Annotated in this window: 30 protein-coding genes and 3 pseudogenes; 23 read left to right on the plus strand and 10 right to left on the minus strand. The window is 62.3% G+C overall.

Annotation, left to right across the window (positions count from 1 at the left end; translation table 11 throughout):
* Positions 1 to 312: 312 nt before the first annotated feature.
* Positions 313 to 732: a hypothetical protein gene (locus DPM13_RS09365; RefSeq protein WP_112887898.1), complete on the minus strand. Its 420-nt coding sequence runs from the start codon at positions 730 to 732 to the stop codon at positions 313 to 315.
* Between the two features lie 39 nt (positions 733 to 771).
* Between DPM13_RS09365 and DPM13_RS09370 the strand changes: the two are divergent.
* The 6 genes and pseudogenes from DPM13_RS09370 to DPM13_RS22895 form a co-directional block, all read left to right on the plus strand.
* Positions 772 to 989: pseudogene (locus tag DPM13_RS09370) on the plus strand (IS30 family transposase); the annotation flags it as partial.
* A gap of 379 nt (positions 990 to 1368) precedes the next feature.
* Complete coding sequence (locus DPM13_RS19735) at positions 1369 to 1788, plus strand: hypothetical protein (RefSeq protein ID WP_189654899.1); 420 nt, start codon at positions 1369 to 1371, stop codon at positions 1786 to 1788.
* A 170-nt stretch (positions 1789 to 1958) separates the two neighbouring features.
* On the plus strand, positions 1959 to 2117 hold the full coding sequence (locus tag DPM13_RS20715) for a hypothetical protein (protein WP_189654900.1): 159 nt from the start codon (positions 1959 to 1961) through the stop codon (positions 2115 to 2117).
* A gap of 56 nt (positions 2118 to 2173) precedes the next feature.
* Positions 2174 to 2413: a hypothetical protein gene (locus DPM13_RS09380; protein WP_112887899.1), complete on the plus strand. Its 240-nt coding sequence runs from the start codon at positions 2174 to 2176 to the stop codon at positions 2411 to 2413.
* Between the two features lie 114 nt (positions 2414 to 2527).
* Entirely contained in the window at positions 2528 to 3712 is a 1185-nt protein-coding gene (locus DPM13_RS25980) for a hypothetical protein (RefSeq protein WP_189654901.1), read from the plus strand.
* 284 nt (positions 3713 to 3996) lie between these two features.
* Positions 3997 to 4179, plus strand: a complete 183-nt coding sequence (locus DPM13_RS22895; RefSeq protein ID WP_223252482.1) for a hypothetical protein — start codon at positions 3997 to 3999, stop codon at positions 4177 to 4179.
* Positions 4180 to 6677: 2498 nt separating this feature from the next.
* Here DPM13_RS22895 and DPM13_RS22900 read toward each other — a convergent pair.
* Positions 6678 to 7214, minus strand: coding sequence for a hypothetical protein (locus tag DPM13_RS22900; protein ID WP_262983289.1), 537 nt, complete (start codon positions 7212 to 7214; stop codon positions 6678 to 6680).
* 33 nt (positions 7215 to 7247) lie between these two features.
* On the opposite strand from DPM13_RS22900, the gene DPM13_RS25030 reads away from it, so the two are divergent.
* From DPM13_RS25030 to DPM13_RS09415, 4 genes and pseudogenes are all read left to right on the plus strand, one after another.
* Positions 7248 to 7511 (plus strand): IS66 family transposase, encoded by a 264-nt coding sequence (locus tag DPM13_RS25030; RefSeq protein ID WP_262983335.1) that lies wholly within the window; start codon positions 7248 to 7250, stop codon positions 7509 to 7511.
* 17 nt (positions 7512 to 7528) lie between these two features.
* Positions 7529 to 7831, plus strand: a complete 303-nt coding sequence (locus tag DPM13_RS25035) for an IS66 family transposase (protein WP_262983336.1) — start codon at positions 7529 to 7531, stop codon at positions 7829 to 7831.
* Positions 7832 to 8093: 262 nt separating this feature from the next.
* Positions 8094 to 8343, plus strand: a pseudogene (locus DPM13_RS20720) (IS66 family transposase); the annotation flags it as partial.
* A 695-nt stretch (positions 8344 to 9038) separates the two neighbouring features.
* Entirely contained in the window at positions 9039 to 9212 is a 174-nt protein-coding gene (locus DPM13_RS09415) for a transposase domain-containing protein (RefSeq protein ID WP_112887904.1), read from the plus strand.
* A 2894-nt stretch (positions 9213 to 12106) separates the two neighbouring features.
* Here DPM13_RS09415 and DPM13_RS22905 read toward each other — a convergent pair.
* Entirely contained in the window at positions 12107 to 12433 is a 327-nt protein-coding gene (locus DPM13_RS22905; RefSeq protein ID WP_223252565.1) for a hypothetical protein, read from the minus strand.
* A 290-nt stretch (positions 12434 to 12723) separates the two neighbouring features.
* On the opposite strand from DPM13_RS22905, the gene DPM13_RS20725 reads away from it, so the two are divergent.
* The 4 genes from DPM13_RS20725 (at position 12724) to DPM13_RS22910 (ending at position 14980) form a co-directional block, all read left to right on the plus strand.
* On the plus strand, positions 12724 to 12885 hold the full coding sequence (locus DPM13_RS20725) for a hypothetical protein (protein ID WP_189654996.1): 162 nt from the start codon (positions 12724 to 12726) through the stop codon (positions 12883 to 12885).
* Positions 12886 to 13641: 756 nt separating this feature from the next.
* On the plus strand, positions 13642 to 13785 hold the full coding sequence (locus DPM13_RS20730) for a hypothetical protein (RefSeq protein ID WP_189654903.1): 144 nt from the start codon (positions 13642 to 13644) through the stop codon (positions 13783 to 13785).
* Positions 13786 to 13929: 144 nt separating this feature from the next.
* Positions 13930 to 14388: a helix-turn-helix transcriptional regulator gene (locus DPM13_RS26890; protein ID WP_112887905.1), complete on the plus strand. Its 459-nt coding sequence runs from the start codon at positions 13930 to 13932 to the stop codon at positions 14386 to 14388.
* A 460-nt stretch (positions 14389 to 14848) separates the two neighbouring features.
* The gene (locus tag DPM13_RS22910) at positions 14849 to 14980 is read left to right on the plus strand and encodes a transporter permease (protein ID WP_262983338.1); all 132 of its coding nucleotides are present in this window, start codon (positions 14849 to 14851) and stop codon (positions 14978 to 14980) included.
* A gap of 282 nt (positions 14981 to 15262) precedes the next feature.
* Here DPM13_RS22910 and DPM13_RS26895 read toward each other — a convergent pair.
* The 3 genes and pseudogenes from DPM13_RS26895 to DPM13_RS20735 all read right to left on the minus strand — a co-directional run.
* Positions 15263 to 15313: pseudogene (locus DPM13_RS26895) on the minus strand (hypothetical protein); the annotation flags it as partial.
* A 33-nt stretch (positions 15314 to 15346) separates the two neighbouring features.
* Positions 15347 to 15952, minus strand: coding sequence for a hypothetical protein (locus DPM13_RS09445; RefSeq protein WP_112887906.1), 606 nt, complete (start codon positions 15950 to 15952; stop codon positions 15347 to 15349).
* 10 nt (positions 15953 to 15962) lie between these two features.
* Positions 15963 to 16220, minus strand: coding sequence for a hypothetical protein (locus DPM13_RS20735; protein WP_189654997.1), 258 nt, complete (start codon positions 16218 to 16220; stop codon positions 15963 to 15965).
* Between the two features lie 572 nt (positions 16221 to 16792).
* On the opposite strand from DPM13_RS20735, the gene DPM13_RS22915 reads away from it, so the two are divergent.
* Together DPM13_RS22915 and DPM13_RS20740 are read left to right on the plus strand one after the other, a co-directional pair.
* Positions 16793 to 17371, plus strand: coding sequence for a UxaA family hydrolase (locus DPM13_RS22915; RefSeq protein WP_223252567.1), 579 nt, complete (start codon positions 16793 to 16795; stop codon positions 17369 to 17371).
* Positions 17372 to 18160: 789 nt separating this feature from the next.
* Positions 18161 to 18334, plus strand: a complete 174-nt coding sequence (locus DPM13_RS20740) for a hypothetical protein (protein ID WP_189654904.1) — start codon at positions 18161 to 18163, stop codon at positions 18332 to 18334.
* A gap of 318 nt (positions 18335 to 18652) precedes the next feature.
* Here DPM13_RS20740 and DPM13_RS20745 read toward each other — a convergent pair whose 3' ends face one another.
* Complete coding sequence (locus tag DPM13_RS20745) at positions 18653 to 18880, minus strand: hypothetical protein (RefSeq protein WP_189654905.1); 228 nt, start codon at positions 18878 to 18880, stop codon at positions 18653 to 18655.
* A 133-nt stretch (positions 18881 to 19013) separates the two neighbouring features.
* Here DPM13_RS20745 and DPM13_RS22920 point away from each other — a divergent pair, with 133 nt between their 5' ends.
* Both DPM13_RS22920 and DPM13_RS22925 read left to right on the plus strand, forming a co-directional pair.
* A complete protein-coding gene (locus tag DPM13_RS22920; protein WP_223252483.1) occupies positions 19014 to 19268 on the plus strand; it encodes a hypothetical protein in 255 nt (84 codons plus the stop codon).
* A complete protein-coding gene (locus DPM13_RS22925; RefSeq protein WP_223252484.1) occupies positions 19229 to 19489 on the plus strand; it encodes a DUF305 domain-containing protein in 261 nt (86 codons plus the stop codon). Before DPM13_RS22920 ends, DPM13_RS22925 begins: the two co-directional genes overlap by 40 nt.
* 78 nt (positions 19490 to 19567) lie before the next feature.
* On the opposite strand, the gene DPM13_RS26900 is transcribed toward DPM13_RS22925, so the two are convergent.
* Complete coding sequence (locus DPM13_RS26900) at positions 19568 to 20389, minus strand: type IV secretion system protein (RefSeq protein WP_397246200.1); 822 nt, start codon at positions 20387 to 20389, stop codon at positions 19568 to 19570.
* 428 nt (positions 20390 to 20817) lie between these two features.
* On the minus strand, positions 20818 to 21084 hold the full coding sequence (locus DPM13_RS09480) for a hypothetical protein (RefSeq protein ID WP_145963351.1): 267 nt from the start codon (positions 21082 to 21084) through the stop codon (positions 20818 to 20820).
* Between the two features lie 819 nt (positions 21085 to 21903).
* Here DPM13_RS09480 and DPM13_RS20750 point away from each other — a divergent pair.
* The 5 genes from DPM13_RS20750 to DPM13_RS22935 all read left to right on the plus strand — a co-directional run bounded on the left by DPM13_RS20750 (position 21904) and on the right by DPM13_RS22935 (position 24826).
* Positions 21904 to 22062, plus strand: a complete 159-nt coding sequence (locus DPM13_RS20750; RefSeq protein WP_189654998.1) for a hypothetical protein — start codon at positions 21904 to 21906, stop codon at positions 22060 to 22062.
* A 702-nt stretch (positions 22063 to 22764) separates the two neighbouring features.
* Entirely contained in the window at positions 22765 to 23013 is a 249-nt protein-coding gene (locus DPM13_RS26905) for a hypothetical protein (protein ID WP_397246204.1), read from the plus strand.
* Complete coding sequence (locus DPM13_RS25985; protein ID WP_317616424.1) at positions 23010 to 23267, plus strand: hypothetical protein; 258 nt, start codon at positions 23010 to 23012, stop codon at positions 23265 to 23267. The genes DPM13_RS26905 and DPM13_RS25985 overlap by 4 nt, the downstream gene beginning before the upstream one ends.
* Positions 23216 to 23362 (plus strand): ethanolamine ammonia-lyase subunit EutB, encoded by a 147-nt coding sequence (eutB, locus tag DPM13_RS25990; RefSeq protein WP_317616445.1) that lies wholly within the window; start codon positions 23216 to 23218, stop codon positions 23360 to 23362. The genes DPM13_RS25985 and eutB overlap by 52 nt, the downstream gene beginning before the upstream one ends.
* Before the next feature lie 1038 nt (positions 23363 to 24400).
* Entirely contained in the window at positions 24401 to 24826 is a 426-nt protein-coding gene (locus DPM13_RS22935; protein ID WP_223252485.1) for a hypothetical protein, read from the plus strand.
* 349 nt (positions 24827 to 25175) lie between these two features.
* On the opposite strand, the gene DPM13_RS25995 is transcribed toward DPM13_RS22935, so the two are convergent.
* Entirely contained in the window at positions 25176 to 25331 is a 156-nt protein-coding gene (locus DPM13_RS25995) for a hypothetical protein (RefSeq protein ID WP_189654999.1), read from the minus strand.
* Positions 25332 to 25884: the final 553 nt, after the last annotated feature.

The following is a 25884-nucleotide window of genomic DNA, read 5'->3' on the forward strand; positions in this document are numbered from 1 at the left end:
TGGCGGCAGGGGTGCCTCGGCCCGGCATGCCGGTCGCAGGGCGCGGCAGCTGGTGCCGGATCTGCGGATCGCGCTGCGTTGTGACCGAGGATCTGCGAGCCTCAGCGGCGGCCTTCTGGATCCTGCAGCGCATCGCGCCCATCGTCGCGGTCGATCCGCCGGACGGGATCGTCATCACGCGAGTTGTGCCGCGGTCTGCTGGCGGCGATGACCCGATGCTGGAGGCGCTGACCGGCCGGCTTGCGCTGTCGGGTGCGACCGCGCGCGCGGCGGTGGCCGGAACCTGGGGCGCGGCGCATGCGCTGGCGCGGTTCAGTGGCGATCTGGCCGACATGCCGCCCGAGGCGCTGCGGCTGCCCGCCGCCACCGGGCCGTCTGCGCGACGTGGGCTGAGGCGTATGCGGTCTGCTGGCCAGCCACGACCGTCCCGCCGCTTTGGCCGCGTTGCAGAACGCCGACCGCCACCTGTCCGACGAACACCTGATCAGGGCGATGCCCACGGCCGGCAGATGATCGAACCCGCCACGCCTGTGCCGAACCCAGTGCCGCGGCCCGAGACCACGCGCGCTGTTCGGCGCACAGGCTGTCCAGCGCCTCTTGCGGGGTCTTGGCGCCCGACATGGCATCGCCGATGTTCTGCCACCACAGCTGCGCGAGCTTGGGATAGTCCGGGATATTGGTCCCGGTCGGCGACCATTGGGTGCGCGCGGGCGAGCGATAGAACTCGATCATCGTCGATGGGCTTCGGCATCGACTTCCTGTCGCTCGCCGCACCCGGAATTGAAAGCAGCAGTCGAAGATGCGCGCTCAAGGCGGGTTGGTCTCCCGAGCAGATCGCTGGCCGGATGCGGCTTGAGCAGCACCGCATCTGCGTCAGCCATGAAACGATCTACCGCTTCGCCTATTCGAAGCTTGGCCTCGCGGAAGCGTTCTATCGCCACTTGCCAGGGCAGCGCAGACGTCGCAGGCCGCGACACCACCGGCGACATCAGCGCCTGCAGCCGCAGTCACATTCAGGACAGCCAGAGCTTGTGCCCGACCAGCCGCCGGTCTGGATTGCCTGGCGCGGCGTGCGCCGCCGTATCGCCCGCGCTGATGGCCCGGAACGCATCTTCGGCGGATGGTGGACCCGCGAGGCGAGCGCACGCCGTCGCGATACTTCCGCGTCGAGGATGATGCGGGCGCGGCTGTTGATCTTTCGCGCGGGCGACGGCGCGGACGCCGTCACCGGCTGGCAGCGCGGGGGGTGCACGGGGTCTGGATGAATCCTGTCGAGGGTGGGACCTCGGATTTTTCCTCCGGCACGGCATGGAGCGGAGCATCGGTGGATCGACCCGCACTGGCTCGGACTTCGGGGTGGGGGGCGCTTTGTCTGGAGATGAGGCCAACCGCTCGCCCCGCGCGCTGACCGAGGACCAGCTTCGGCTGGTCGCGGGCGCCGGCTGGACCGGCATGCGGCATCTCGGTGCTGGTCTATCCGACCGACAAAGCGGCCTGGCACGCCTCTGTCGTGTCAGACGCTCGACCGAGCGCGGGCGGGCAAGGCGGCCTGCCATCTGCACTGGCCTGATCCTGGCCGAGCATGCCCATGAGCGTCGCCATCCTGATCCCCGTCCAGGCCGATGCGCAAGCGCCCTGCACCTGCGCCGGTTGCGCGACGGCTTCGGCGACCGCGCCGATCTCGCCGACGCTGCGCCGGCGCCCGAACGACCAGCTGCGCCTGAAAGGCTGGCCACGCTGGCCGCACCAGCGACCTTGTCCGATGTGGCCTCGATCGAGGCCACATAATCCATCATCGTCCCGCCCGCCGCATCGTTCGCGGCCCAGCGTTTCAGCGAGGCGACGCAATCCTCGGCGGTGACATCGCTGCCGTCATGCCATCGCTACTGAAGCCCCCCGCCGAAATGGCCGCGGCTGTTTGCGCGCTACCCCGATGCGCTGGCCCACGCATCGAGATCATGGATCGCTGCACCTTCGACCTTGGACAGCTACAATATCAATATCCCGAAGAACGCGACGATCCCGCGCTGACAGCGCAGGACACGCTGGCGCGGCTAACATGGGCGGGCGCGCCCTTCGATTTCGAGCATCCCTCGCACCGACGTGAACGGCGCTAGCGCCATGTCCGACCCCGACGGCAGAGCTTGCCAAGATCGCGGACTATTTCCTGACCGTGCTCGGCATCGCGGCATGCCCGGCCGACTTCCTGTGGATGGGCAGCGAGGACGGCGCCCTGTCGCTGCAGCGCGACTATTACAGCAAGCCCACCCTGCAAGGCGTCGAGGATAGCCGCAGCTTCGTCAGCGAGGACTGGTACCAGCCGCCGGCCGAGCTTTACGAGGTCGATTTCGAGAATTGGCCCGAGCGCTCATCCGGGATTGACAGGACCGATGGCTCGACCGCGCTGCGCTGACAGCGACCATCATTAGCATCGCGCGCTGGCCTGAGCGATGCGGAAAGGCCATGGGCCTGTCCCGAGGTCTGATCACCGCGCTATCCTGCTGATCTGGGCCGGTCTGACGAGGGCGTGATCGATGCGCATCTGGCCGAGCTGAACCTGAACCCGGCCGATCGCCGGCTGCGCCTGACCCTGGAACTGGCGCGGCAGCTGATGGGCGCACCGCGGCATCTGTCGCAGCATCCGGGCGGCTTCGTGCTGACCCATGACCGGCTGGATGATCTGGTGCCGATCGAGCCGGCCGCGATGCAGGATCGCCAGATCATCGAATGGGCGGATGACATCGACGCGCTGCGCTTCATGAAGGTCGACGTGCTGGCCTTGGGCATGCTCAGCTGCATGCGCCGCGGTCTCGATCTGCTGCGCGACCACAAGGACATCGCGCTGGACCTGGCCTCGATCCCGGCCGAGGATCCGCGCACCTATGCCATGATCCGTCGCGCCGACACGCTGGGCACCTTCCAGATCGAGAGCCGGGCCCAGATGGCGATGCTGCCGCGGCTGCGGCCGCGCACCTTTTACGACCTGGTGGTACAGGTGGCCATCGTGCGGCCCGGGCCGATCCAGGGCGACATGGTCCACCCCTATCTGCGCCGCCGCGCCGGGCTGAGCCGGTGGAATCCCCCGGCAAGCTGGAAAAGGTGCTGGGAAGGTGCCCGCGATGGTGATCCAGACCAGGCCATGCGGGCGCCATCGACTGCGCGGGCTTCACGCCGGGCGAGGCCGACATGCTCGGAAATCCATGGCCACCTTAAGTCATCGGGGCGTCAGCGCCTTTCGCGACAAGCTGATCGAGGGCATGGCGGCGCGCGGCTACCAGCGCGACTTCGCCAGCGGACGTTCCGGCTCGGGTTTTGCACAACGCTCTCCCCGAAAGCCATGCGGCGAACTTCGCGCTGGTCGCCTATGCCTCGGACTGGCCAAGTGCTGTCACCCGGATGCCTTCTTGCGCAGGCGCTTTTGACAGCCCGCCGATGGGCATGGGCGATCCCGCGCAGTCGTGCCGATGGCAGGTGCCGGTCGTCCAGATGCGCCTGGCCTGGTATCGCACGGAAGGCGGCCTCGATCTGGCGAACGGGCTTTGCTGTCCGCCTCGGCCTGCCGCATGGTGTCGCGGCTGTGCCGAGGCCCATGCGCAGGTTATCGCCCGCGCAACCCCCTTTGCCTCGGTCGAGGATCTCTGGCGCCGCGCCGTGGATGCCCCGCGCCCTGTTCCGCACTGTTCTCGGCCGAACTGGGCACCACTCCCGCTAGCTATCTGGAAGGCGCCCGCTGCGAGCGGGCCAAGGCGCTGCTTCTCGACAGCGACCTGCCGCTCATCCCGGCCTCAGCCGCACAGCCGTCATCATCAACGAATTTGGCGAGATCGGGCTGGACCACGAATTGGTGATCTCGACGACCGAGACCATGGTCTTGCTGCAATCTGGCTGCATGTGCTGCGCACTGCGGGGCGATCTGGAAAAACGCCGAAAATCGCGCCCCCTCTGTCCGGCCGGAGGGGGCGTTTTTTCCTTGACGCCGGGGCATTCCGCACCCTGGTGCTGGTGCGCCAGCGCCCCGGCTCGGCCAAGGGCACCATGTTCATCACGCTGGAGGACGAAACCGGCATCGCCAATCTGGTGGTCTGGCCCAAGGTCTTCGAGGCCAAGCCGCCGCAGGTGCTCTACGACAGCACAACGCGGCACGAGGCAGATCCAGCTCGCGGGCGACCTGGTGCCTAGCGTCGTCCACCGCCTGAGCGACCTCTCGGCGCCTCTGGCCAGCGTCGGCAACCGCGGCGACCCGCCGCCTGACGGCCGTGGCGAGGAGTTCCACCAGGCCACCCCAACGCCAGATCCGCATAGCCCGCATCCTCCGAAGCCGCGCGACATGTTTGTCCGCGATCTGCATCTCGACACGATCAAGGTGAAGGGGCGGGATTTTCGGTGAGGGGAATGGGGACCCAATCCTGCAATATATCACCGGGAATCACCTCAACATTGCGCAGGCCTTCGGACACGCCCAACGCCACGCGAGCGTGCGAAGCAGCTTGGCATCTCGAATGCAGAGGCGGCTCGGCGAGCAGGATTGGATGAACGAAGATATGCACACTATGCAACGAAGATATGCACACTAAGCTAAGCCGCTGCAAACGTATATCGAACATATCGAACTCACTTGAGATGCGTCCGATGTGACCGTAAATTTTACAGAGGAAAACTGATCGATCTCGTCAGTTGTTGGAGAAACGCTTTCTATGCGATTTTGGAAATTTTTTTTTGTAGCGACTCTCTTTTTTTAAATAATCTGCTGCTCAAAGAAGCATATGTCACGCGCTGCGGAGAAAAGGCACAGCGAGGCATCGGAAAATTCGGCAGCCCGTCTTCAACGACCGAACGCTCTGACGAGTCAATCTCCGACGGCTACATTGCGCCGCGGGCGCTGCTTAATTTCGAATCTGCCTTGCCGCGACGCCCGGCGCCGCCTGAAATGAACCTCCTCACGGCCGATGCCTGTAGCACCTTCGAGCGAGCTTCTGACGGGCGGATACAGCACAGCCATGCTCGATGTTCAGTCACCAGAGACGCAGGTTGCCGGCGCTTCCTTGCAAAATACCGAGGCAAGGCGGAACAAGAACCGCACCGACCAATGATCCGCCGAAACTGCGGAAGACCGGCGACGCGAAAACGTTCAAGTGCCGCGAGTCGAAAATGACAAGAAGACCGCCTTCCTAACGGCGACGACACCCTTCACGACAACCAATATTCCGGACCCGGACAACCGTCCCTCTCGATAGGTTAGCTCCACCAGGTAAAACACCACTGTTGAAAAAGCTCGAATAATATACAGAACTCTCCGAGATGGATCAGCCCTGAGCAGTCTTCAGAGACGCTTGCGAACGCATCATCCAGATGCTGCCTCAAGATCCAACAGCATCCAAGAAGCATCGATGTAGCAAGTTGCCGGTCCTGTGCATCTTCATCGGCGCCGATCAGGATGTACACGCCTGGCCGTTCGATTTGTTGGGGGAAAGCCTCACGGACCGAAGCGATGCCGCCGGTTGTCGATCAGTTCTTGGAGTCGTCGACATCGAGAGTGTTGGATCACCCGTTCCATGATCGCTAGTGAGCAGACCTGGCCATTGATCTGGCGTCATCACGATTCCTCTGGCTGATAGCACATATTATGGCGGTTCCCACCGCACTTAGATGTGGAACACTATAGTTCACCATCGAAGGCAATACATGGTAAGCGCGACGCCGATCCCCTCCTGCCTCTTGTGATCTGTCCGGGCCATTCTGCACGCGCATGAGCAGTGGAGGTTTGGCTTGGAACGAGACGGCGAAGTGGGCGTCCATTTGGACGGCTCGACGGGCGGTGGGCCTCACGGCGCGAGGTGATCGAGGGGCCAGCGGGGCGGCGGAGCACGAAGGAGGAGCGGCCGCGGCTCGAAGGCAGAAAGCGCGATCCCCGGCGGTGAAGGTCGCTCGATACTGCGCGCAAGCACGGCACGACCCGCTGGCAGATTTACGATTGGCGCAGCAGATGCGAAACTACTGCTTTCTTCGAAAGATGGCTTATGTCAATTTCGCGGAGCTGGTGTGTTTGGCTTTGAAATTCAGGTGATTGCATAGATAGGTATGGAATATATCCATCTCGGGATCGTAGGAGGCAACCTCGAGATCCGTGCGCGCTGGTGTTGATGAGGGCCAGTTGACGCGGGCGATCCGGGCGGCACGGTCTGCAGTATCCGGGATGTTCGGTCAGGGCGGCCCGGTGATTCTTTGTGGCGACCCGGCCGTCGACTTTCGCAAGGGGATCGACGGCCTGGCACTGGCGGTGCAGGGATGTTCGGGACGGACCCGTTCTGGCGGAGCCGCCTTTATGTACCGATCAGAAACGGGAGGATTGAGATTAAGCTCTTAAACAGGCGAGCGGAAGGGCAGGGGCGGTGCAAACAGCGTAGAGCGGCGGAAATGCGACTGGCCACAGGTGCGCGACGGGGTCATGGCAGGTCCGGAGCGCATGTTTGCGGCGCTGTTTGAGGGCGTGGATTGGACGCCTGGTCCGACCCGAACGGCCGCGGCGCCCGCTGGCGGCGGGGTGCTGGCAGGCTCGTCGACGGCGTGTTGCTGCCCGGGCTTTACGTTCGCGCCCGCGTCGAACAGGCGGTGCGCGAAAACGCCCTGACCATCCCGCAGATGGCGGTGCAGCGCGACCAGTCGGGCCAGGCCTATGTCTATGCGCTGAAGGATGCCGACACGCGTCGCAGCGCGAGACAACGGAGGCCATCACCAAGGCTCTGCCCGACCAGTGTCAAGCCTGGAAGATGCCGTTTTTGCTCAAGGTGTGGTCGATCTGCACATGTCATTAAGGCCGAAGCGGCGATCCAGCTTGCGGGCGTCGAAACACTGGAAAGCCGCGCACCGCGGGCACTGCCGTGCCATCTGCATCGGGTTGAGCGCGTGTCGAGCCGGCCAGCAGGCCTGGCCCTGCGGTTGCGCCGAGATGTCCAGGATCGGGGAAGACGTGCCGAACGCACGAAGGACTGGCCCAGGTCGCCCTGCACGACGCCGCCGACATAGCGGCCGAACTGCTGCCAGATCGGATCGCGCAGGCCCATGCCCCCACGCTGATCGCGCGGGTGCTGAACAAGTATCGCTTCATCGCCTGGATCGGCCTTGCCGTGATCCTTTTCGTCGCGCTGCGCATGATCTATGAAGGCAGCGAAGAAGTCGCCTGCGCCGGCATCCTTCCCGCGCTCTGCATGGCGCATTGACCGTTCCACCTGACGCCCGTCATCGATCACATGCGCGCCCATCTGCGGGATCCCGACCGCATATTCGTCGACGAGACCCGCGCGCCGGTGCTGGATCCGGGCCGGAAGGCCACCAAGAGCGGCTTCTTCTGGGCCATCGTGTCCGACGATCGCGGCCATGGCGGGGCCGGCCCGCCCATCGTGCTGTTCCATTATGCCCCCGGTCGGGGGAAGCAGCATCCGCTGAAGTTCCTTTCTGGATACCGCGGCCGGTTGCCTCGCAATGCGACGCCTACCAGTCCTACAATGCGCTGACCGAGGTCGCGCGCGACATCGGCCCGTGGCAGCTGGTTTACTGCTGGACCCATGTGCGCCGCCGCTTCGTGAAGCGCTTCGAGAACGAGGGCTCGCCCATTGTCGAGGAGATGCTGCGCCAGATCGCGCTGCTGTATCAGATCGAAAAGGCTGTGCGCGGCAAGTTTCCTGCCGACCGCCTCGCAGCCCGGCGGGAGCAGGCCACGCCGATCATCGCCGCCCTCAAACCTTGGCTGGAAGTCCAGCTCTCCCGCATCCCGCAGAAATCCCAACTCGCTGAGGACATCCGCTACACGGAACTTCGTCAGCTGGAGTCATGACCTGTTTCTCTCGTTAGCCTTTCGCGTGTCTGGATGTTTCCCAAAAAATCGAAATTGCAAACAGCGTTGCCTGACAAGAAAAAATGCATGCGCAGAACGAAGTCGGCAGCCGAACAACAGGGCCTTCTCGCACGCCGTCCCCGAAGCGTTCCGACCAGTCGAGTCCGCTGCGCGTCAGCAGGCGGACCGCGCCATCCTCGACCCTCGCCTGAAGGCGATAGCCGTCGAACGACCTCATGCCATGGCGCTTCAACCAGCCGTCATGCTTCCGGCCAGGTTCCGTGTCATCGTGACCCGCCGCCCGAAATATGCGTTCAAGGACGCGGATGGCGTCGTCCAGGCGCTCGCCCCGGCCCACATCATCGAAAGCGGCCTGCCGACCGAGGCATTGCTGGCCCAGATCGCGGTCTCCGAATATGCCGATGGCCTGCCGCTGTTCCGGCAGGAAGGGATCCATGCCCGCGACCGGGTGGAGATCGACCGGCGTCTGATGGCGCAATGGATGGGCAGGCGCCAAACCCGAAACCCGTCGTCGATCGGCTGGCCGAGCATCTGAAGGATCCGGCAAGCTGTTCATGGACGGAACCACCGCCCCGGTGCTGGACCCGGGGCGCGGGACGACAAAGACCGATCTCTCTGGGCCTGGCCCGCGATGACCGACCATGGGGCGGGGACGTTGCCCGGGCGGCCAAAGGCACGCCCGCCTGAAACGTCGCGGTCAGAGGGAAAACTGATGCAGTCCTGACCGGTTCGACGGTATCGTGGGTTTCGACGCTATGCCTGGCACACGGGACAAAACCTCGCGCAAGGCCGGTGATCAACAGGCAAAGGGCGGTGCCCATTGCTGGGCGCGGGATAAGGCGTAAGCGTAGCCGTTCTGCGACCGGCATCCGCCCCGAGATCGCCGCCGTTCGCAATGGCCGCAGCCACGGCATTCTGCACCTGCTGACGATCTCGCCGCTGGAGGTATTGGCGGTCGAGGCGTTCGCCCGCTGGATCCACCCCGAGGTGGCCGCCCTTCCGACAGCGACAGCGCCGCCGAAACACTCCGTCAAATGCCTGCCTAGGGCGAAAAGCTGACACTACATCCTTGAGCAGCGGATGGCTCAACTACCCGGGGCCGACGGCCGCGTCGACGACGGTGAAGCCATCGCCAGGGCTTCGGGCGTTCATCCGCAGATTGCCCTCAACCAAAGCTGCCCTTTTCATGCATGATAAGGCGGTATCGCCGGGAGCGCATCGCCTCACTGTTGCCACCGCAAAGGTCAATGGCGTCGAGCCCTTCGCCTACCTCAAAGCAACCCTCGACGCCGTGGCAGCCGGCCACCCACAGGCGAAGATCGACGACCTGCTGCCCTGGAACTTCAAGCCGGCAAGCTGAAAGCAGGTGCGGCGCAGCCGCCGCTTACTGGCTGGGCCATCCTGTGCCTTCGAGCAGATGAACCATGAGCAACCATGAACTACATCGAACGCTGCCCGAACGCGGTCCGCCATCATGGTGATACAGAGCGACTTCCCCGAAGCGGTCGTTCATGCTTCTCGCGGCGTATCTGTGGACAAAGTCCGCGATGCTCAGATCGCCGCTGCGCTTTCGAAGCCTAGAAAGGGTAAGAATTGGCCTGAAGCAGTGAAGCCTCATCGCCAAACACAGAACGAAAGCAAAGATTCAGCCATACGACACACGCAAAGACAACTATTTTACGCAATCTGAACATAAAAAATCACACAGACTAACCCGATGTTTCTCCTCAGGAAAATCTGCTCCGCGACCATCTTAGCTCGGTCCGCGCGATCACCGGACCGGCACCGACGAAAGGTGAAAAGCTCGGTCGACGATCCACTTGATCTCGGCCTCTCGGTCAGCAATGAAAAGCCGCATCGTCACTCAGTGAAAGACCCGGAAAGCTCAGAGGTAATCAGGTTTCGCGATCTCATCTTCAACAGAATTGATCCTAGACACCGTCAGAGCTTGACGTGGCCAGCCCAAGAACGGAGGTTTTTATGAATGCCAGGCGGACATAAACTCAAAGAGCCAGTAAATACCAACCAAAAATGGGAATATCACGAGTGCTTTCGTTGCCAAAAATTTCAAATCCGTTAATAGATTTACCCGTTCTGGGATCTAAAGGAGTTCGAGCCTTGATCTGCAGTAACAGGGAAGCACGTATGCGCGCGCTCCTAAAGTCAAGAAGCTTACAATACTGAAACACACAAGACTCACACACTCTGAAAAAAACTCAGAAAACGCACATGAAGTAAATCTCATCAATACCTGACTTAAATAGTATTTTATCTTCAGTATGAAGATCAGTGGTATGTGCATCCGATGCGAAAAATCCCGATTCAAAGGACGTTAGCGCACGAAATTATAACCAGAGTCGTCCATGGAATATGTTAACTGGAATATGTTAACGATTTTGATAAATTTCTATCAAATACAGCATGCACGAGCTGTGATGCAGAGGCAACGAGGCGACCAGGTCTCTAAGCCGATTTCATCATGCAAAAATATTCGCGCATGAGCAGCGGGTTGCTCGGCCCGGTCCGGGACAATCTGCTGAACCGGGGCGTGGCCAGCCACGTCCAGGACGGACTCGACAAGATGACTTGGCCACAAACCTAACGTGCTTTTTGTTTCTACAGACAAACCAGTTAATCCAGAAAGTCTGCATTGGAGAGAACAAGCATCACCCTCACCTTTATCCCGGAATGTAAGCGCCGAGACCATCTGGTCTGGAGTCATGCTAAAGCACTGAAGGCTGAGGGAAGGGATATCCTATCTCTAACCTTGGGTGAGCCAGATTTCACTACTCCAAAAAATATTCAAGATGCCGCCATTGCATCAATTCAAGATGGGCGTGCTTCTTTTTATACAGTAACCTCAGGTCTGCTTATCTTCGGAAACTTGCGATGCTAGATCACGAGTAAAGCGAGCGAAATCGGTCGTTTTGATCACTCGCCGCAAGGGGACAATGATCGAATCTTTTTCAGGCTTTGAGTTCTTCCGCTTATAGTGAGTAAATTCCTTCTCGTTGAGATCAAAGCCAATCCGCCTGCCGCTGACTGGGTTGGTGAAAGGCGGGATGGACTTGGGGAGGGGGCTAGGACACCTACGAGTACTATTTCACGTCCGGAACGAATACATAACTTCAGTAATGCACGTATGAGCGGTCTCCGGGCAAGAACATTAGGAGTACCGGCCATGTCATCACCAACACCATCACGCAGAATGATCCATTACACGACGAATGTAGAGATGGAGTATGGACCTGCGCTGGTGGCACTGATGCAACTGTCGGACACAGCAGGAGACCAAACATAAGGTCTCTGGAATTTCGGAATCTTCAACTCCCCACTGGCAACTCTATCGATCAGATCATAGAGTGGAATGATCTGGTGCGAATTAAGATGATTGTATTCTTTCTCGACATGTCGCGTGACCACTCCGACGAGTTTCTTGAGGAACTCTCAACGGCCCTTGACGTTAATTTCTCAGTAAATCTGAAAGACAACTTGCCCGGTCAGGTGTTCACTTGCGTCCGAGGATATACGAGCCAAGGCAACTTCGAATCCCGGCGATGCCGCCAATCATGATCAGGCTGAAACCATCGCAGAGACATCGGCCGACGAATTTGTGCGTGTCATGCTCACCAATGCGCTCGGAGTGATGCCTGAGCTACTCCCCAATGGTTGGACAGATTTCCGGCTTATTTAAGCTATTGCCTGACGATGAGCATCTGTCACATTGAATCAGGCACGTACACGAGCCTAATGGGTGACGACCTATACCGGCCTACCGGTTGAAACGAAAAGTAGTGTCCGTTGAGCGCCTGGAAACTGCCAACACCAAGAGAATGGTGATATAGAACAATAACCGCGATATGGACGGACAAGAGGACGGCGATATCTTGGCCCCCAGCAACAAACTCCGTTTTCATGCAGACAGTCGTGTCATAGCAATGCGCGTCTTTTGCCCGGGTGCCGGGATGTGGCGTCGCGACGCCATAGGAAGACATGTTGACTGTGACGTAGTCGATAGTGCTGTAGCAGTCTCGCATAGGTTTAACGCAGTTGGCCATCCAGTAGAAGGAAGCGCCCATCATAGCAAACGTCTGCAAGCACGGCCGCAAGACGGCGCGTCAGAGAGTGACACTTGCGACTCCTTGAACGATAGATGAGGATTAGCGCAATTCAAGTCAACCTTTCCGCGGGCGGAGCCGACGGGGGAGGAGGGGCGCCGGCGCGCAGGGGGACAGAGCGCCTTAGCTCTCTGTTTTAGCATCTCGATGGTTGCTCCACTTCCGGTTTTGTCAATCCGAAATCGTTCTTGGTCGCTATTTTGCGATCATGGAGAACGATGAAATCAAACCGCTCTGAAAGTCCACGAGAGAAGTATATGACTCTACTTCTTCCGCCCTTCCGGTTTGGGTTGTTCGTAGTACCAGATGTCGCCGGTTGCCTTTGTCGTGTCGAAGAAAATGATATTGTGGGAATATCCGTGTAGGGCGCGAAAACGCCTTCGGGCAAGCGAAGGACAGTATGTAGGTTGAACTCCTTCAACAGGTCCGCCTTGATGCGTGCCGCAATGCCATCGCCAAACAGGACACCGTGCGGAACGACAACAGCAGCACGACCTTTGCCACCTCATACTCAACTGCTCAGAATTTCTCGATCAGCGCTGCGACCATTAGCTTCGTGAAGGCCGTTGAGATGAAAAGGTCTGCAAGATGCCGTAGTGATGCGGCATGAAGATGAAGCTCGGGTTGCTCAGAAATCAAAAAGTTCTCATGGACTAAGTGCGACTGTAGTGACATGAAGCTTTATACCAACAAACACAGTAAAGACTGATTTGCCTCCACCCTCTCAGAAAGACTTACGTCGGCGATGCGGCATTGCTGAGACAAAGCGAGGGCAATCCGGAGCTGTATGGCAGCTTCGACGGACGTCTACCCGATCCGGTGCTGCAGCAGGTCGAACATTTCGGCGATCCGACCATCACCGCGAACGATGCCTTCAAATCGGTCGTGCGATTGGGACCGCATCTCGCCGCGTGAACCAGATCTGCGGCGCATACTGAGGGCTTCCGATGAAGCCCGCTACCGATCTGAACGGACCGCTGATCCTCTAGCGCCGGCACTGCGAACCCGAAGCGTGTCACCTTGCCCCGCCAGGTTCGCACATGGTTCTGCTGTTTGAAATCGTTCATCTTTCTGGCCAGCGGTGCAAGCATCCCGCCGTCTGCGCCTTAATTGATAATCATTGCGGAGAATTACTGCACGCATCGTCCTTGCCTGCCTGTATTCGGTGCAGGTGCACTTGTTATATCGGCCTGTCGTTGTGAAGGAGACGCAGGACATACTGCAGCAGGTGATAGCGCCGGCGTAGGGCGGGAGAGGCAGGAATGTGCCAACGGCCTTTCAGGTGAGGCAGCGCGGAGAACAATCGAGTTCGGTTTTGCTGCTGTGGCGGAACCTGCTTCGATGTTTTTTGAGACCGGCGCAAACACCATCGTGTCTTCATCCGAAATGATCACCCCGATGAAACTTACACCGCGAGCTGCACCCGATAGACAGCCCGCTCGGAATGGACCGACCTATCAAGATAGATATGCCCGCGTGCATTTGCCCAGATCATGCGACCGAGTCGGGATCGCGTGGGGGACCAGAACGCTGTCGTTATCAGTCAGAATGCATGCGGGCCTAACCAAGTCATCGCTTCGTGGCGTGCAGAAAGCTCTCTCTATCCTAAAAGATGAGCGGAGTCGACGCCCATCTGGACATCTATCGCACCCTCTCACGAAAGGTTTCGGCATGAGCCCCGCCGACGGCGCCTTTTTCGCAGCTCCGCCCGAAGACGCGGTGCTGACCCCCGATCTGGCGATCATCCTGCCCGGCGGGCGGACGCTTCTGGCGCTGTTAGCGCGGCTAAGAAATCAGTGTCGGCTTTTGGCGTAGAGCTTTTGCAATTTGTTCCAGCAGTGATCGACCGCTCTCCGCCCTTTTTGACGCTCTCCTCTCTGGCGTCCACGGGATTATTCGGTGCAGATAGTGTCATGAATCATTTCCTTTTGACCGCAATGAAAACAAATAATTCTTGACATGAACACCTTGCGCGCAACGCGTCGCTCGTGTGGACTGACACAAGCCTCAGTCGCAGCCTCGGCCGGGATCAGCCTGCCGACGCTGCGGGCGCTTGAGCGGGGTGAGGGTGGTGTGCGGGCGTTGGCCGCGGTGATGGCGGTGCTGGATCTGCGCTGGGGCTGGGCGCCGGATCGTGTCCTGCGGCAACCGGCATTGGCTGATCAGAGCCGCGGGCGCGGGGATTCACGCCAGGCGAAACCGGCCCGGATCGGGGTCACCCGATCCGGTTGCGATTGCGCCGGACGAGATCTGGGCGCGACGGCCGGTGACGCTCGTCAAGGCCGCGGCCGTGCTTGGCGATTGGGCTCCGCTGTAAGCCGCGGTCGCCACGTTCGGGCGGGGCGGGCTGGTGCCCGCCAGCAACGGGCTCTAGCGCAGGATCTGGTCATGACGCCGCCGGAGCTGGCGGCGGGGTGATCGGGCAGTTCGCCGGGCGAATGGCGGGCACGGTGCTGGATCCGGCTCCGCGGGCAAGGGGGCGCTGCACACCGCTTGCCCGCCGCCAGCCCGGCCAGCGGTGCCGACAGCGCAGAGGCCACGCAAATGCGGCAGGCTACACGCCGCCGATCCCTCGCCATGGTTCGCCACAGTCCGCTGCGCGATTTCAGCCGCCATGCCATGCGGATCGCGCCGAATATCGTCTGGCTCGCGCCGCTGACCAATCTGACGACCAAGGCGCGGCTGCGAGATCTCGACGAGGCCGGGTTCGGCATCGCTGAGCTGGTGCTGATCGACACGCCGAAGGGCTGGCCGCAATGCGGCCAGCGGGGCGGCATCGCCGCGATAAGCAACATCGGCGTTCTAGCCTTCGTAGTGCGCCGGCACGCTGCTTGCCGGGGACACCGCCAAGGAAATTATCGCAGGATTCCCCAGTGGTCTGTTCCTGACCCTCGCGGGCATCACTTGGCTGTTCGCCCTTGCGCAAAACAACGGCACGATCGACTGGCTCGTCCGATCGGCGGTGCGCGCCGGCTTCGGCTTCGGGTCTGCTAGACCATGGGCACGATGATGGGTGGGCCACGGGTTCGCGCGTCATGGCCACGACAACGACGCAGCCTGAGGGAACAAGATGATGGACGGAAGCAACCAGGGCAGCGGCGGCTGCCCCTTTGGCCACGGCAACGGGCCCAGGGCCATGCCTCGGGGTCGTTCGAACCGCGAATGGTGGCCCAACCAGCTGAACCTCAAGGTCCTGCACCAGGACACGGTGTTGCCCAATCCCGCTGCGCCCGGCGATTTCGATCCCGGCGGCGAAGGCCAGCCGCGTCGCATCGCGCAGGAAGGCTGCGTCGCCGCGGACCGAGATGCCGGACCACTGCTTGAGCTGCGCCTGCGCGATCATCAGGCGGATGGTGCATGGCGCGCTGTGCGCCCGTCAAACAGCGATCTCCTGATCTTCGACCGAGGATCCGTCGAGCAGCCAGATCCGGCGCTTGCGATAATCGACGAAGCGCAGCTTTGCGATCAGATCCTCGGGCAGGCGGGCCTCGTCGAAAGTGGGGCGCCGGGGTTTCGTGCGGGTGTCTGGTTGGCGACCTAGCGTAGGAAGGGGAGGCGACCAGGCGCAGGTCGTCCCTTCGATCTCATCCTCCGCGTCGGGTTCGGGATCCGGCGCTTCCTCCGGCCAGCCAAGCCGTTCGCGATGATGCGCCGCCCGCAATGCGCGCAGCCGGTCCAGCGTCGCTGCCGCGCCGCGCATGTCGCGCCGTTGGGGTGGCAGGCCGCCATCGTTCCAGCCGCATTCGTCCAACCAGGCGGGCGAGGTGAAGCGCTCGTCGAACAGATCTCCGCACAGCCGGATCGCCTTGGCATAGCAGTTGGGCGCGTTTCGGGGGCCGCCGCGTTCGCGGGGCCGCAGGCATTCGACCGAGATGTAATTCTTGCCCTTGCGCTTGATCCGGTGGCCCTGAGCCTCAAGCCAGGCCAGAACGTCGTCACGGCTGGCAATGCGGCCGCGCTCGATCTCCATGCCAACGGCCATGTCCAGTTCCTCACGGATGTCGAAGATGGGATGCCGTGCGGTTTGGCAGCCGGGCGCAGGACAGCCGCCCGGGATCGGACGCGGCCAGTTCCGGCGCCAGCGTTTCCAGCATCCCCATGTAGTCGCTGGACTTGAACGCGGTCGCCGTGACCAGCGCCGCGCAGCCGACCTTGTTCAGCGCGGCATGCGGGTGATGGCTTTCAGCCGTCCCGACGGCCAGACGGCGCGCGCAAACCGGTATCTCAGTCCAGCCGCCGCTTGTCGGCATGCGCATTCCACAGCACCTCGGGGCGATGCTCTTCGGGGATGCCTGCACGCCCGTGTCCCGAATTCGCCACCAGCGCACGTCAGGCCGCGCAGCGCCAGATCGCGCCCAGTCCAGAGCGGCGACCGAGGTCCAGCCGATCGAAGGCGATGCGCCCGGGTTGGCGGTGCTGAAAGCGCAGGCGGCGCGGTCTGCCGGGCAATGGCTCTGAAGCGAGAGCGCACCCGCTCTGTTGATTAAATCTAGATTTGCAAACTGTAGACGACTTTGCGGGAAATTGGCAACGTGCTCGCTGGTTCTCAACGCTGGGCGGGCGATATAATCATTTGATTGTTGTCCTGGCGTGTTTCGCGAGCGCTACACGCAGCATGGGCAAAGTGCTGTGCACTGCCGGACTGTCGGACGATTACGTTGTCGCTTCGATCAGACATGTCGGTGACAAAGGCAGGCATGAGCATGGCTCTCCGGAGGGATGGCGCACCGGTCTGCCCGCTCTGCGGGTGCCTCGGCACATCTACGCCCTGGCAACGCGGCGCCGGTTCAAGTGCGCCATGTTCAGACAGGCATTCGCTGGCATGGCAACTCTAAGCGGAGCCACGAACAGCCTTCTGGTCGGCCCCGGAAAAGACATCCGACATCCATCTGCACACTGTAGCTACCCGCAAACCTTTCAAGGTGCCGAACATGGTTCGCCCTACGGGGCTGCTGGATCTTCATATGCCGCGACCCATGCGGTCGGCCAAAGACTGGCTGACCGCATCCGCTGGTGGGAAAGCTATGCCGCCGCGCATGGCGTGTCGCTGAACGCTAACCCGACACCGGGCAACAAGGCGGGCGGCCTGACCACGATGGCTGCGCCCCTCGGTTGCATGCGGGGGAAGGGGCGGGGTCGCGGGGGGCTTGTCCATGATCCTCTCGAACGGTTCCTGCTGGACGTGACCAATCGATCTGACCGAGCCGACGATCATTCATTGGCATGGACAGATCCCGCCGAACGCGCAGGACGCCGTTCCCGAATCGGATCGCCACATCAAGGAAGGACGGATCTGGACCTGCGGCGGCGCGGCAAGCGCGCTGGATTTGACGCTTGCCATCATCAGAGAGCGCTTCGGGCCCGGGCATGCCTTCACCGCCTCGGCAATGTTCCTGCATGATGCAGGGCCCCAGGACTCCCCCAGGGATCCGCTGCCGCCCGCCGGACGAGGTGCTGGACGATAATCAGGCGTTGTGAACAAGGGCATTAACCAGGCCCCCGGAGGCGACTGTCGCAACAAGCCGGTCATGACTGGGGAGCCGCAGGCCATGACTGGGATGTCGGAAATGACGGCATGACCATGCCCGGCATGACCGGGATTCAGAGGACCAGACACTTCTATGCATGCGCTAACTGCAGTGATGAGCGACGGTAATCCGGTACTTGATGCGGGGCCCGGGTGGCCGGGTCCTGCTGGTCGATTTCGACCGCGCCGGGATGAACGATCCGCTGTGAGTTCCGGGGCTGCTTGCTGGCTGGATGCCAGCGGTCCGCAGCCTTGCCGGCGACGCGCTTCGGCCTTGCCATGGGGCAGCGCCTTCGGATGATCGGTTACCTGGCCGCAGGCGGCGGCGCGTGGCCGACCTTGCGCTGCGCGAGGGGGCGCATGGCCGAACCGGCCTGATCCTTGCGACCGCTGGCGCCAACGGCCGGTCATCCTCGGAATGGCCGACGATGCGGCACCGCAAACGATAATGACATTGCGAACTAAGCCCCTGCAAGGCAGGTTCGCGACGGGTCCAGGCTGCCGATGCTCGACCCACGTGATGCGGGTGTGCTTTGACATCTTCGACGGCTATCCCGCCTACAAGGTCGAGGCCGTGCCCGTCGGGGCGAAAGACCGCTTCGACATGTTCAATGCGGGTGACGTGGATCTCTTGTGCGACGCCGTTACCATGCGGTTTTCATCATGGGATCATGGCTGTCGGTTTTCCGGTGCATCCGCATTCAGATTGCAATCTGTTGCGATTATCGTTACATCGTTTCAGTTTATGCGGGCGCGGCGGCGGAATGGATGCTGCGGGTCACCCGCCGCGCCTATGTCAGCGGCGAAACCATTCGCGTCGGAGGAGGGCGCAAATGAAACACCTTGATCGTCTGTCTTTCGCGCCTATCGACATCGCGATGGACATCGCACCGAGATTCGCGTCGTGCCCTTCGATGGTGAGGGCGAGGTCCTGGCAGCGATCCTGGGAGGTCATATCGATCTGATCTTCGGTAATCCAAACACGAGATACTGGAACAGGTCTTCGACTATAACTGCCAATTCTGCCGAGCGATGATGCCGGTGGTGGATGCCGTGTTAGGAGCCGATTCCGGCTTGCGGATGGTGATGCGGGAATGGCCGGTCTTCGGCGCGGGTTCGGTTTTCGGGACCGCGCCGACTGCGCGATCCGCCATGTCAGGACGTGACGGGAAGCGAGGCCTCCGGCCGGACCGTGGTGACCTCGAAGGTCATGACCAGCGTGCCGATGTTGCGCGATCCATCGGTATTGCTGACCACAGATGTCTCGCGCAGGAAGGCCAGAAGACCGCTCAACAAATAAAGATAGACCAATAGCTCCCAAGCCGAAAGAACCTTCGCGGCACGCCCATCCGCACCGCCGGTAGGACCCACGCTTGCGGCCATATGCATCCTGCATCGGCATCAACCCGTCCTTGCGTCCGTAGAATTCGGCATTGCAGCCCAAGGCGATGCCATGGCTCATTGATCGCAGCCAGATCCTGGAAATGAGCGACGGAGCTATCGACGCTTCGCGGCCATGATCGCGACATCCACCATCGTCATGTTCGGCCTGATGTATCTGAACACCTACGCGTGGGATCACATCCATTACAGCCAGACCCGGACCTGGATGGCCGTCGTGATGGGCGCGGTGATGGCGATCATCATGCTGTCCTTCATGTGGGGCATGTACAAGAACAGGGGACTGAACATCGCGGGCCTTTCATCTGGCAGAAGAACAAGGCCTGGCTGGTGCGCAGCCAGGAGACCGTCGACGACATCAGCTACATGAAAGCGATGATCCCCCATCACTCGATCGCCATCATGACCAGCGAGCGGGCCCATATACGCGACCCCCGCGTCCGCGCGCTCGCCGACCGGATCATCGAGGCCCAGGTCCGCGAGATCGGCGAGATGAAGGCGCTGATCGCCGACCTGGAACGCAATCCGCGCCCCCGCCAAGCTAGACGGGCGCTGAACTCGCGGCATTACCACATTCTCTCCGAGAAATAAGGAGGCGCCATGAACTGGACCCAGATGCTTTTCCAGGACTGACAACCGCCATGTTCTCGTGCTGCCGCTGCCAATCCGTTAATGGCATCGACCTGGCCCGACGCGACGCAGAAGCCGCCTGGCATGCCGAGTGAACCGGGGCGCCCATCCTGGGAACTGGAGCCGCACCCCCTGCCGCAGCGGATCGCCGTCGCAGGTGGGCACGAAAGCTGGCGCGACACGCGTGAGATCGAGCAGCAGCTGATTGCCATGATGATGGACCCGCAGTTCCCCGGCGTCTACATCGTCCAGTCGATCTGTATGGCTCTTGGTCTTGTCGAAGAGCGTCATGATGATGGCAAAAGGCGCGAGCCCGAGAAGCACGGCAATCATGATCTTTGCAAAGCCCACGATCAGAATGTAGACCGCTATCAATACGGCGAGCATTATGTAGGTTACGGCCCCCAGAACGCCGCGCGAGATCGAGCCCATGCCACGCAGAACGCCGTCGGCAGTATCACCCATCTGAACCGCGAAGAGGTCCATGGCTGCATAGGCATTGTTACGCCCGGTATCCGCCGCGAGGTCACCGCCCGTATCCAACGAACCTACCTGCGGATGCAGATCGGTTGGGCCTAGCTCAATACACTCGGAAGGCAACTGACGGCCATGAGCTAGGCGCGGCCATCCGGCATCCTGATGGGTCAGCCGACATTCGTTCAGATTTGGTTGCCATTCGCGGCCCGCAGCGGCACCAGCGTCGTTTCGACCGGCCTGCGTCGTAGTTCCAATAGCAGTCATCCGCCGGGTCCGCCGCGCGGTTTGTAACTCGACCACCTGCCGAACTTCTGGCGCCTCATGCGGCTGAACGCCGGGGACGCTTCCTCGGCGGCGATGCCAAGCGCCCAAGTGCTGATGCATACGACCACATTGAAAGGTCGGCCGGTTGCGGCGGCTGTGCGCGGGCTATGCAGGAGGGTTGTCGCGGCCTTGCGGCTGATGTGGTGGGATACTTTCATGGGCGTATGGATCGACGCGCCCGCGACCCCCGGGATCGAGTCGATATCGGCGGAGCGGCGGCAATCCGGCAGCCCAGGCATCAGCAAAGCCGGCACCAGCCTTGCCGACTATGCCCGTATTCACGGCGGCGGTGCCTCTGCCCCAGCGATGGGTCCTTCAATGCCCCCATCCGCGGGGGTATCTCCGGTTGCCGCTGCGTTGATGCAGGCTATGTCTGATCCTGGGTCTGCCAGTCCGGCTGGCCCTCCAGATCGGCGCCGTGGCATTGGCGCAGTTTTCGGCGAGAGCCGCTGGCCGAGCGCGATGACGGCCTGATCCTGCGTCGAGGATCAGTGGCCCAGCTGCCGCGCCATAGTATCGGGATCGCAGCGGCCAGACCGGCCGCTGGACGAGGATGGGTGCGAGCGCCAGCTGCGCCCGTCTCCGGCAAGGATGCGGATACCGCCCGGCTCTTCTTCCAGCGCGATGACCTCGGCGCCGTCGGTCAGCGTGATCGCCCCACCCTTCATCGCCACATCCAGCGGGCATCCCCGGAACGGCGTTGCGGGTGAAATCGGGGCGCTGTTCCAGAGCTGCCTGATGGCCGCGAAGGGCACATGGCCCTCGACGATATGCTGGAACGCTAGGCTGGCGACCGGCAGGCCGATCCGCCAGCCTCCGTCCCCTTGCCACGAGGTCTGCCATGTTCCGCTGGTTCGAAAGCCGGCTTGATCCCTATCCGGCCCAGGCGCCGCAGATGCCGCCGCGGGGGCTGTGGCGTTTCATGCTGCATTTCACGCAAGGGGCGCATGGCTACATGCTGGCGATGGCGGCCTGCTCGGCCCTGATCGCGGTGGCCCCGCGACGCGAGAAATTGGGATTGCTCATATCTGATGCCTTCGGGATATTGCGCGCCGAGGGGCATTGGCAACTTCGTGCCGCAATTGACAGCTTGCAGGCCCATCGGTCCAGGCGCTCTGACGGGCACGGATCGCGGAGGGGCCAGCGCATGCGTCGGCACTGGCGGAGTCGGTCCGCATCGGGGAGTGGGCCGGATGCGCCATGGCAAACAGGGCCGCGTTCAGCGTGATCGGCATGGCCGATGGCGGCACAGGCTGTACAGGCGCCATGCTGAAGTCCGGCTGCGGGGACAACATCATGCGCAGGCCGGCGGCACAGATGCCTGGGCAGCGGGGCCGCCGGGACATTCACCTTGCGACGAGAATGCGGCATCGTCACCGCGCCCTCGCGCGCGGTGCGCAACGACGAACCCTATATCCGCACTGATCGCGCAATATCGGGAAGACCATCCGGACATCGAGGTCGAAATCACCGAAGGCCGGCCCGGATCGCGTGTTCCATGCGCTTAGCCATGACCGGATGACTCGCCGATCCTGACGGTGGAATTCGGCGGCGGCAAAGCCTCTGTTCTGGAGGTGACGCAACCGGCCCTCCATGCCAATCACGCCCTGCACCTGCCACATGGCTTGACCGCGCAGATCACCCAGTCCTCGGCCGACCGGCAGGCGCGGGGCGACGAACTGATCGCCGACGGGGCTGATCCTCTGGAGCATCGAGCAAGCCGTAAATCCTAGTTTCTTGCGATACAGTCGTGACCACAAGCCGATCGTTGGCATAGGCCCACAGCATCACCGCCTCGACCGCCGTCCAGATCGTGACGCCGGACAGGAAGGTGCGCAGCATGCTGTCGATCACCGAGGCACCTGGCTTTCGAACCAGAACGCCTTGCTTTTCTGCTCGGACGGGAACTTGGCGTTGTACTTGAAGCGGTTGCCCTGCCGGCGCAGGACGTAAAGGTGCAGCTCGAACGCGCCATAGAACAGGCACGCAGGCCTGCCCGTGCATGCTGTAGTCGTCGGAGTGATCTGTGCCCGATCTGCGGCATCAGGAGCCAGGGCCTCGACGGCCGCTTGAACTGCCGGCTTAAGAAGGCGGTCTGTAGTCAGCGTGGCTGCGCCGGCCGATGTCGACCTGTCAGCGAGATGGTGGGCGTTCCGGTCCGCGACTGGATCGGGCACCGCAGCGCGCCGACATGGGCCAGGTGTTCCAGCGGCCGCCCTCGGGCTGTGGGCGGCGCGGCCCTTCTAACAGCGCGGGCTGGTTCCTTCAAAAACCGCTGCCGACATGTGGACGCTGATCTCGCTGGGCGGTCGGCGCGGCCTATCTCGACTTCGCTGTCAGCAACGCGGTGACGGCGGGCATCTTTCCCGCGAATCCGGCCCGGCGGCGGGGCGATCTTTGCCGCCGACGTTGCCGAGCGTTTCGGCCTTGATACCGTGGTCAGCTATGACATGGGCGGTACCACCGCCAAGATCTGCCTGATCGAGGATTTCCAGCCCAAGACGGCGCGGTACCTTCGCGATGGCGCGATCTATGGCTCAGGCGCTGGTCTGCTCTGCCCCGCAGGATCTTGCGCTGTTCTTGGTCGAGGGTGCGGTCGAGCGGGTGCTCGATGGGCGGTCGTCCCTCGCGAAAGCATGTCGGGCGGCGAGCCGTCTTCGTCTGGAACGGAGGGCGCGACGTGATCACCGATTTCGAGAACGGCGACGACCGCATCGACCTGTCCTATTATGCCCGTTTCGACAGCTTCGCCGACATTCGCGGCGCGGCGGTCCAAAGCGGCGACAGCGTGGTCATCAATGCCGGCGCCGGCGCGCCCTTGTGTGATCCGGTCGCACGCTGGCCACGCGGCTGCAACCCAACCATCCCGCCGATGATCCGCGCGGCATCGCGGTCTCGGTGCTGGACGGGCTGTTGCACGGCGCGGGCGATGCGGTGATTGGCATCAACCCGGCGTCGGACAATCGGGCGAAGGCCAGGCGTGCTGGTCGAGAATGCCGAGGCGCTGGAACGTGGCCGATGTCGATACGCTGATCGTCGACAAGACCGGCACGCTGACCAAGGCAAGCCGCACTGACCGCTGTGCCAGCTCGGCGACCCGCCGAGGATGAGGCTGGCCGCCGCCGCCGCGCTGGAACCCCTCCGGCCACCCGCTGGCCCGGCCATGTCGCGCGGGCAAGGCGCTGGGCTGAGCCTTGGCAATGGCGAGGAGTTCGAGGCCGTAACCGGCAAGGGGGTGATTGGCATCAATGGACGCGATGACGGCCTGGCAATAACCCTGATGACGGGAACTGGATCAACTGGTTCCCTGTCGGGCTGGCAAACCCCTGCCCGACGCGCTAGACAGGGCTGATCGTTTTATGGGTCCTTTGCCTTGTCGCCGTTGCCACAGCCGCCGCAATCCCTTGTGCCGACGGCGGCGATCCGTCCTGTTCTGTTCGTTCCACACTCCAGATCCGTATTATGTGCAGGCGGCAGACAACCTACGTGCTTCGATGGGCCGGTTGGGCATCGCGCATGAGATCCTCGAGGTGCCCAAGGCTAAGGGCGAGGAGTGGCTGGAGATTTGCCGCAAGAAGATCCCGTTCCTGTACGACGGGATCGATGGCCCAGCTTGCGCCCGCCGGGCTGGTCGCCCTGCGCCAGGCCCATGCAGGCGGTCGGAAGCGCCGGGCTGACCCTCGCTGAGGCGGCGATCGACCGGATGTCCGCGCCCGCGCTTGCCGAGGACACCACGCGCAAGAAGCCGATGCGCATTTTTCGGCCTGCGGATCGGCGCCGCGCATCGTGTTCGAGACGCCCTATTCCTCGACCGTCTGCGCGATGATCGCGGCGGGGGTCGGCCGCGGTGGCGTCATCGTCAACCCGCTACGGCGGATCCGAAGGCCGATCTGTGACACAGCCGCCGATCACAGGCGGCGGTTCGAGCCGGCGATCCACTTCAGGACCCTGCTGCTGACATGTGCCATGCTGGGTCCGAAGGATTTCACACTCCCCGTGGGCCTGGTGGGCTGGATTTGCGCGGCGCCAAAGTTGCGTGGTGCGCGTTTCTCCGCCTCACTATGAGGAGCCATGTCCGAGAACCTGGGCGCCCGCTTCGGCCTGCCGCTGTGGCAGGTGGCGACCTCGGCGACCGAGGCGAACCGCTATGCGCTGCGCATCGCGCGGATGCTGACCGGGCGGGCCAAGGTGCTGGTCTTCAACGGCAAGTTCCACGGCTCGGTCGACGACACCCAGGTCGAGCTGGAGCATGGATGCCCGAGCTGGTCCGACCATGGCTGCGAACGTATGTCGCGGTTGGACAGGATTTTAATTCCTGTATTCCGGAATTATGGAAACAACCGGCTCAACCCCAACAAGATCGTCCGTCCGCTGAGGATGGACGACCGCAGGCCTGATGCGCTTTGCCCCGCGTGGCGTGCGCCCGACGCAGGCAGGAACCGAACTGTACGCGAGTGTAGCCGCCGGATTTTCCCGCATTGCGGATGTCGCCCGTGACATCAAGCGCGGGGATCGGTCCCGCAATGTCACGATCGCAACGACCGACACCACGGCCTGATGCTGTTCTCGCCTGACGTAGGCCGAGTGCAAACCTGGCTGATGCCGACCGAAAGCGTCTCGTACATCGGGCATTTGACGGCGACTCAAGGCCTTCTGGGTGTCGGCCAGCAGCTTTTCCGCCCGCTCGATCTTGGCCGAGGATCTGTTCCGATCTTGGCAAGCGAAGTCGCAGGCCTTTTGGCCGGGGGCAGGCCCGACACTGCGTAACCCTGCGGCGCGTCGGGGTGCTGGAGCGGAATGGCCATGACACCTCCCTTGGGGTCAGCGAATTGTCCGAGGCGACAAGTCAGACCGCCTCCTGCGGATACATGGGAATTCGCAGGCACAGCGTCGCCATCACCGCCAGCACATCGACGACATGGCCCGGCCAGCCCCAGACCCGCCTTGGCGCCTGCCGGATCGGATAAAAGACCATGCGCAGCGACGCCAGAAGGACTGCCATTAGCCAGACAGGCGCCCTTCATATCGCCGACGCAACTTCATATCCTTGCCCTAACACGAACCCTACCGGCGATCGGCAAAATCGCGTCCAAGTCACCGAAATCGAAGATGCTGCAGTTGTCGAGATGCTGGAAAATCCAGCGCCTGGCCTCCTCTTGGCTTACCTGATTGTCCCAGAACCCTGAGACAGCGCTTTCCTCTCGCAAGTGCTGAACGATCCTGGCGGCGACGCCGAACAGCACGCGTGCTGATGGAGTTCGACTCGGTCCATGATCGCTGGCGCACGCCGGTTGCCGCCGCCGAGGCTGCGCTGCAGTTGAACGGAAAACGCTCAGGCTGACCCGTGAGAAGATCACAGGCTCTGCCGGCAGAGCTTGGGTCGACAGCTGATCGAAAGAACCGTGGAATCCTTCAAGACAGCGGCCCCCGCCAGCCCGTAACCGCGCGGCTACGACACGCGATCCAGCCAGGGTCCGGACCGCGACCTCGAACCAGATCTCCGGGTCGCCATATCTCCGACGGATAGCGTACCTTGTGACGGCGGCCTCCTGCAC

It is taken from the genome of Paracoccus mutanolyticus (assembly GCF_003285265.1).
GTDB lineage: Bacteria > Pseudomonadota > Alphaproteobacteria > Rhodobacterales > Rhodobacteraceae > Paracoccus > Paracoccus yeei.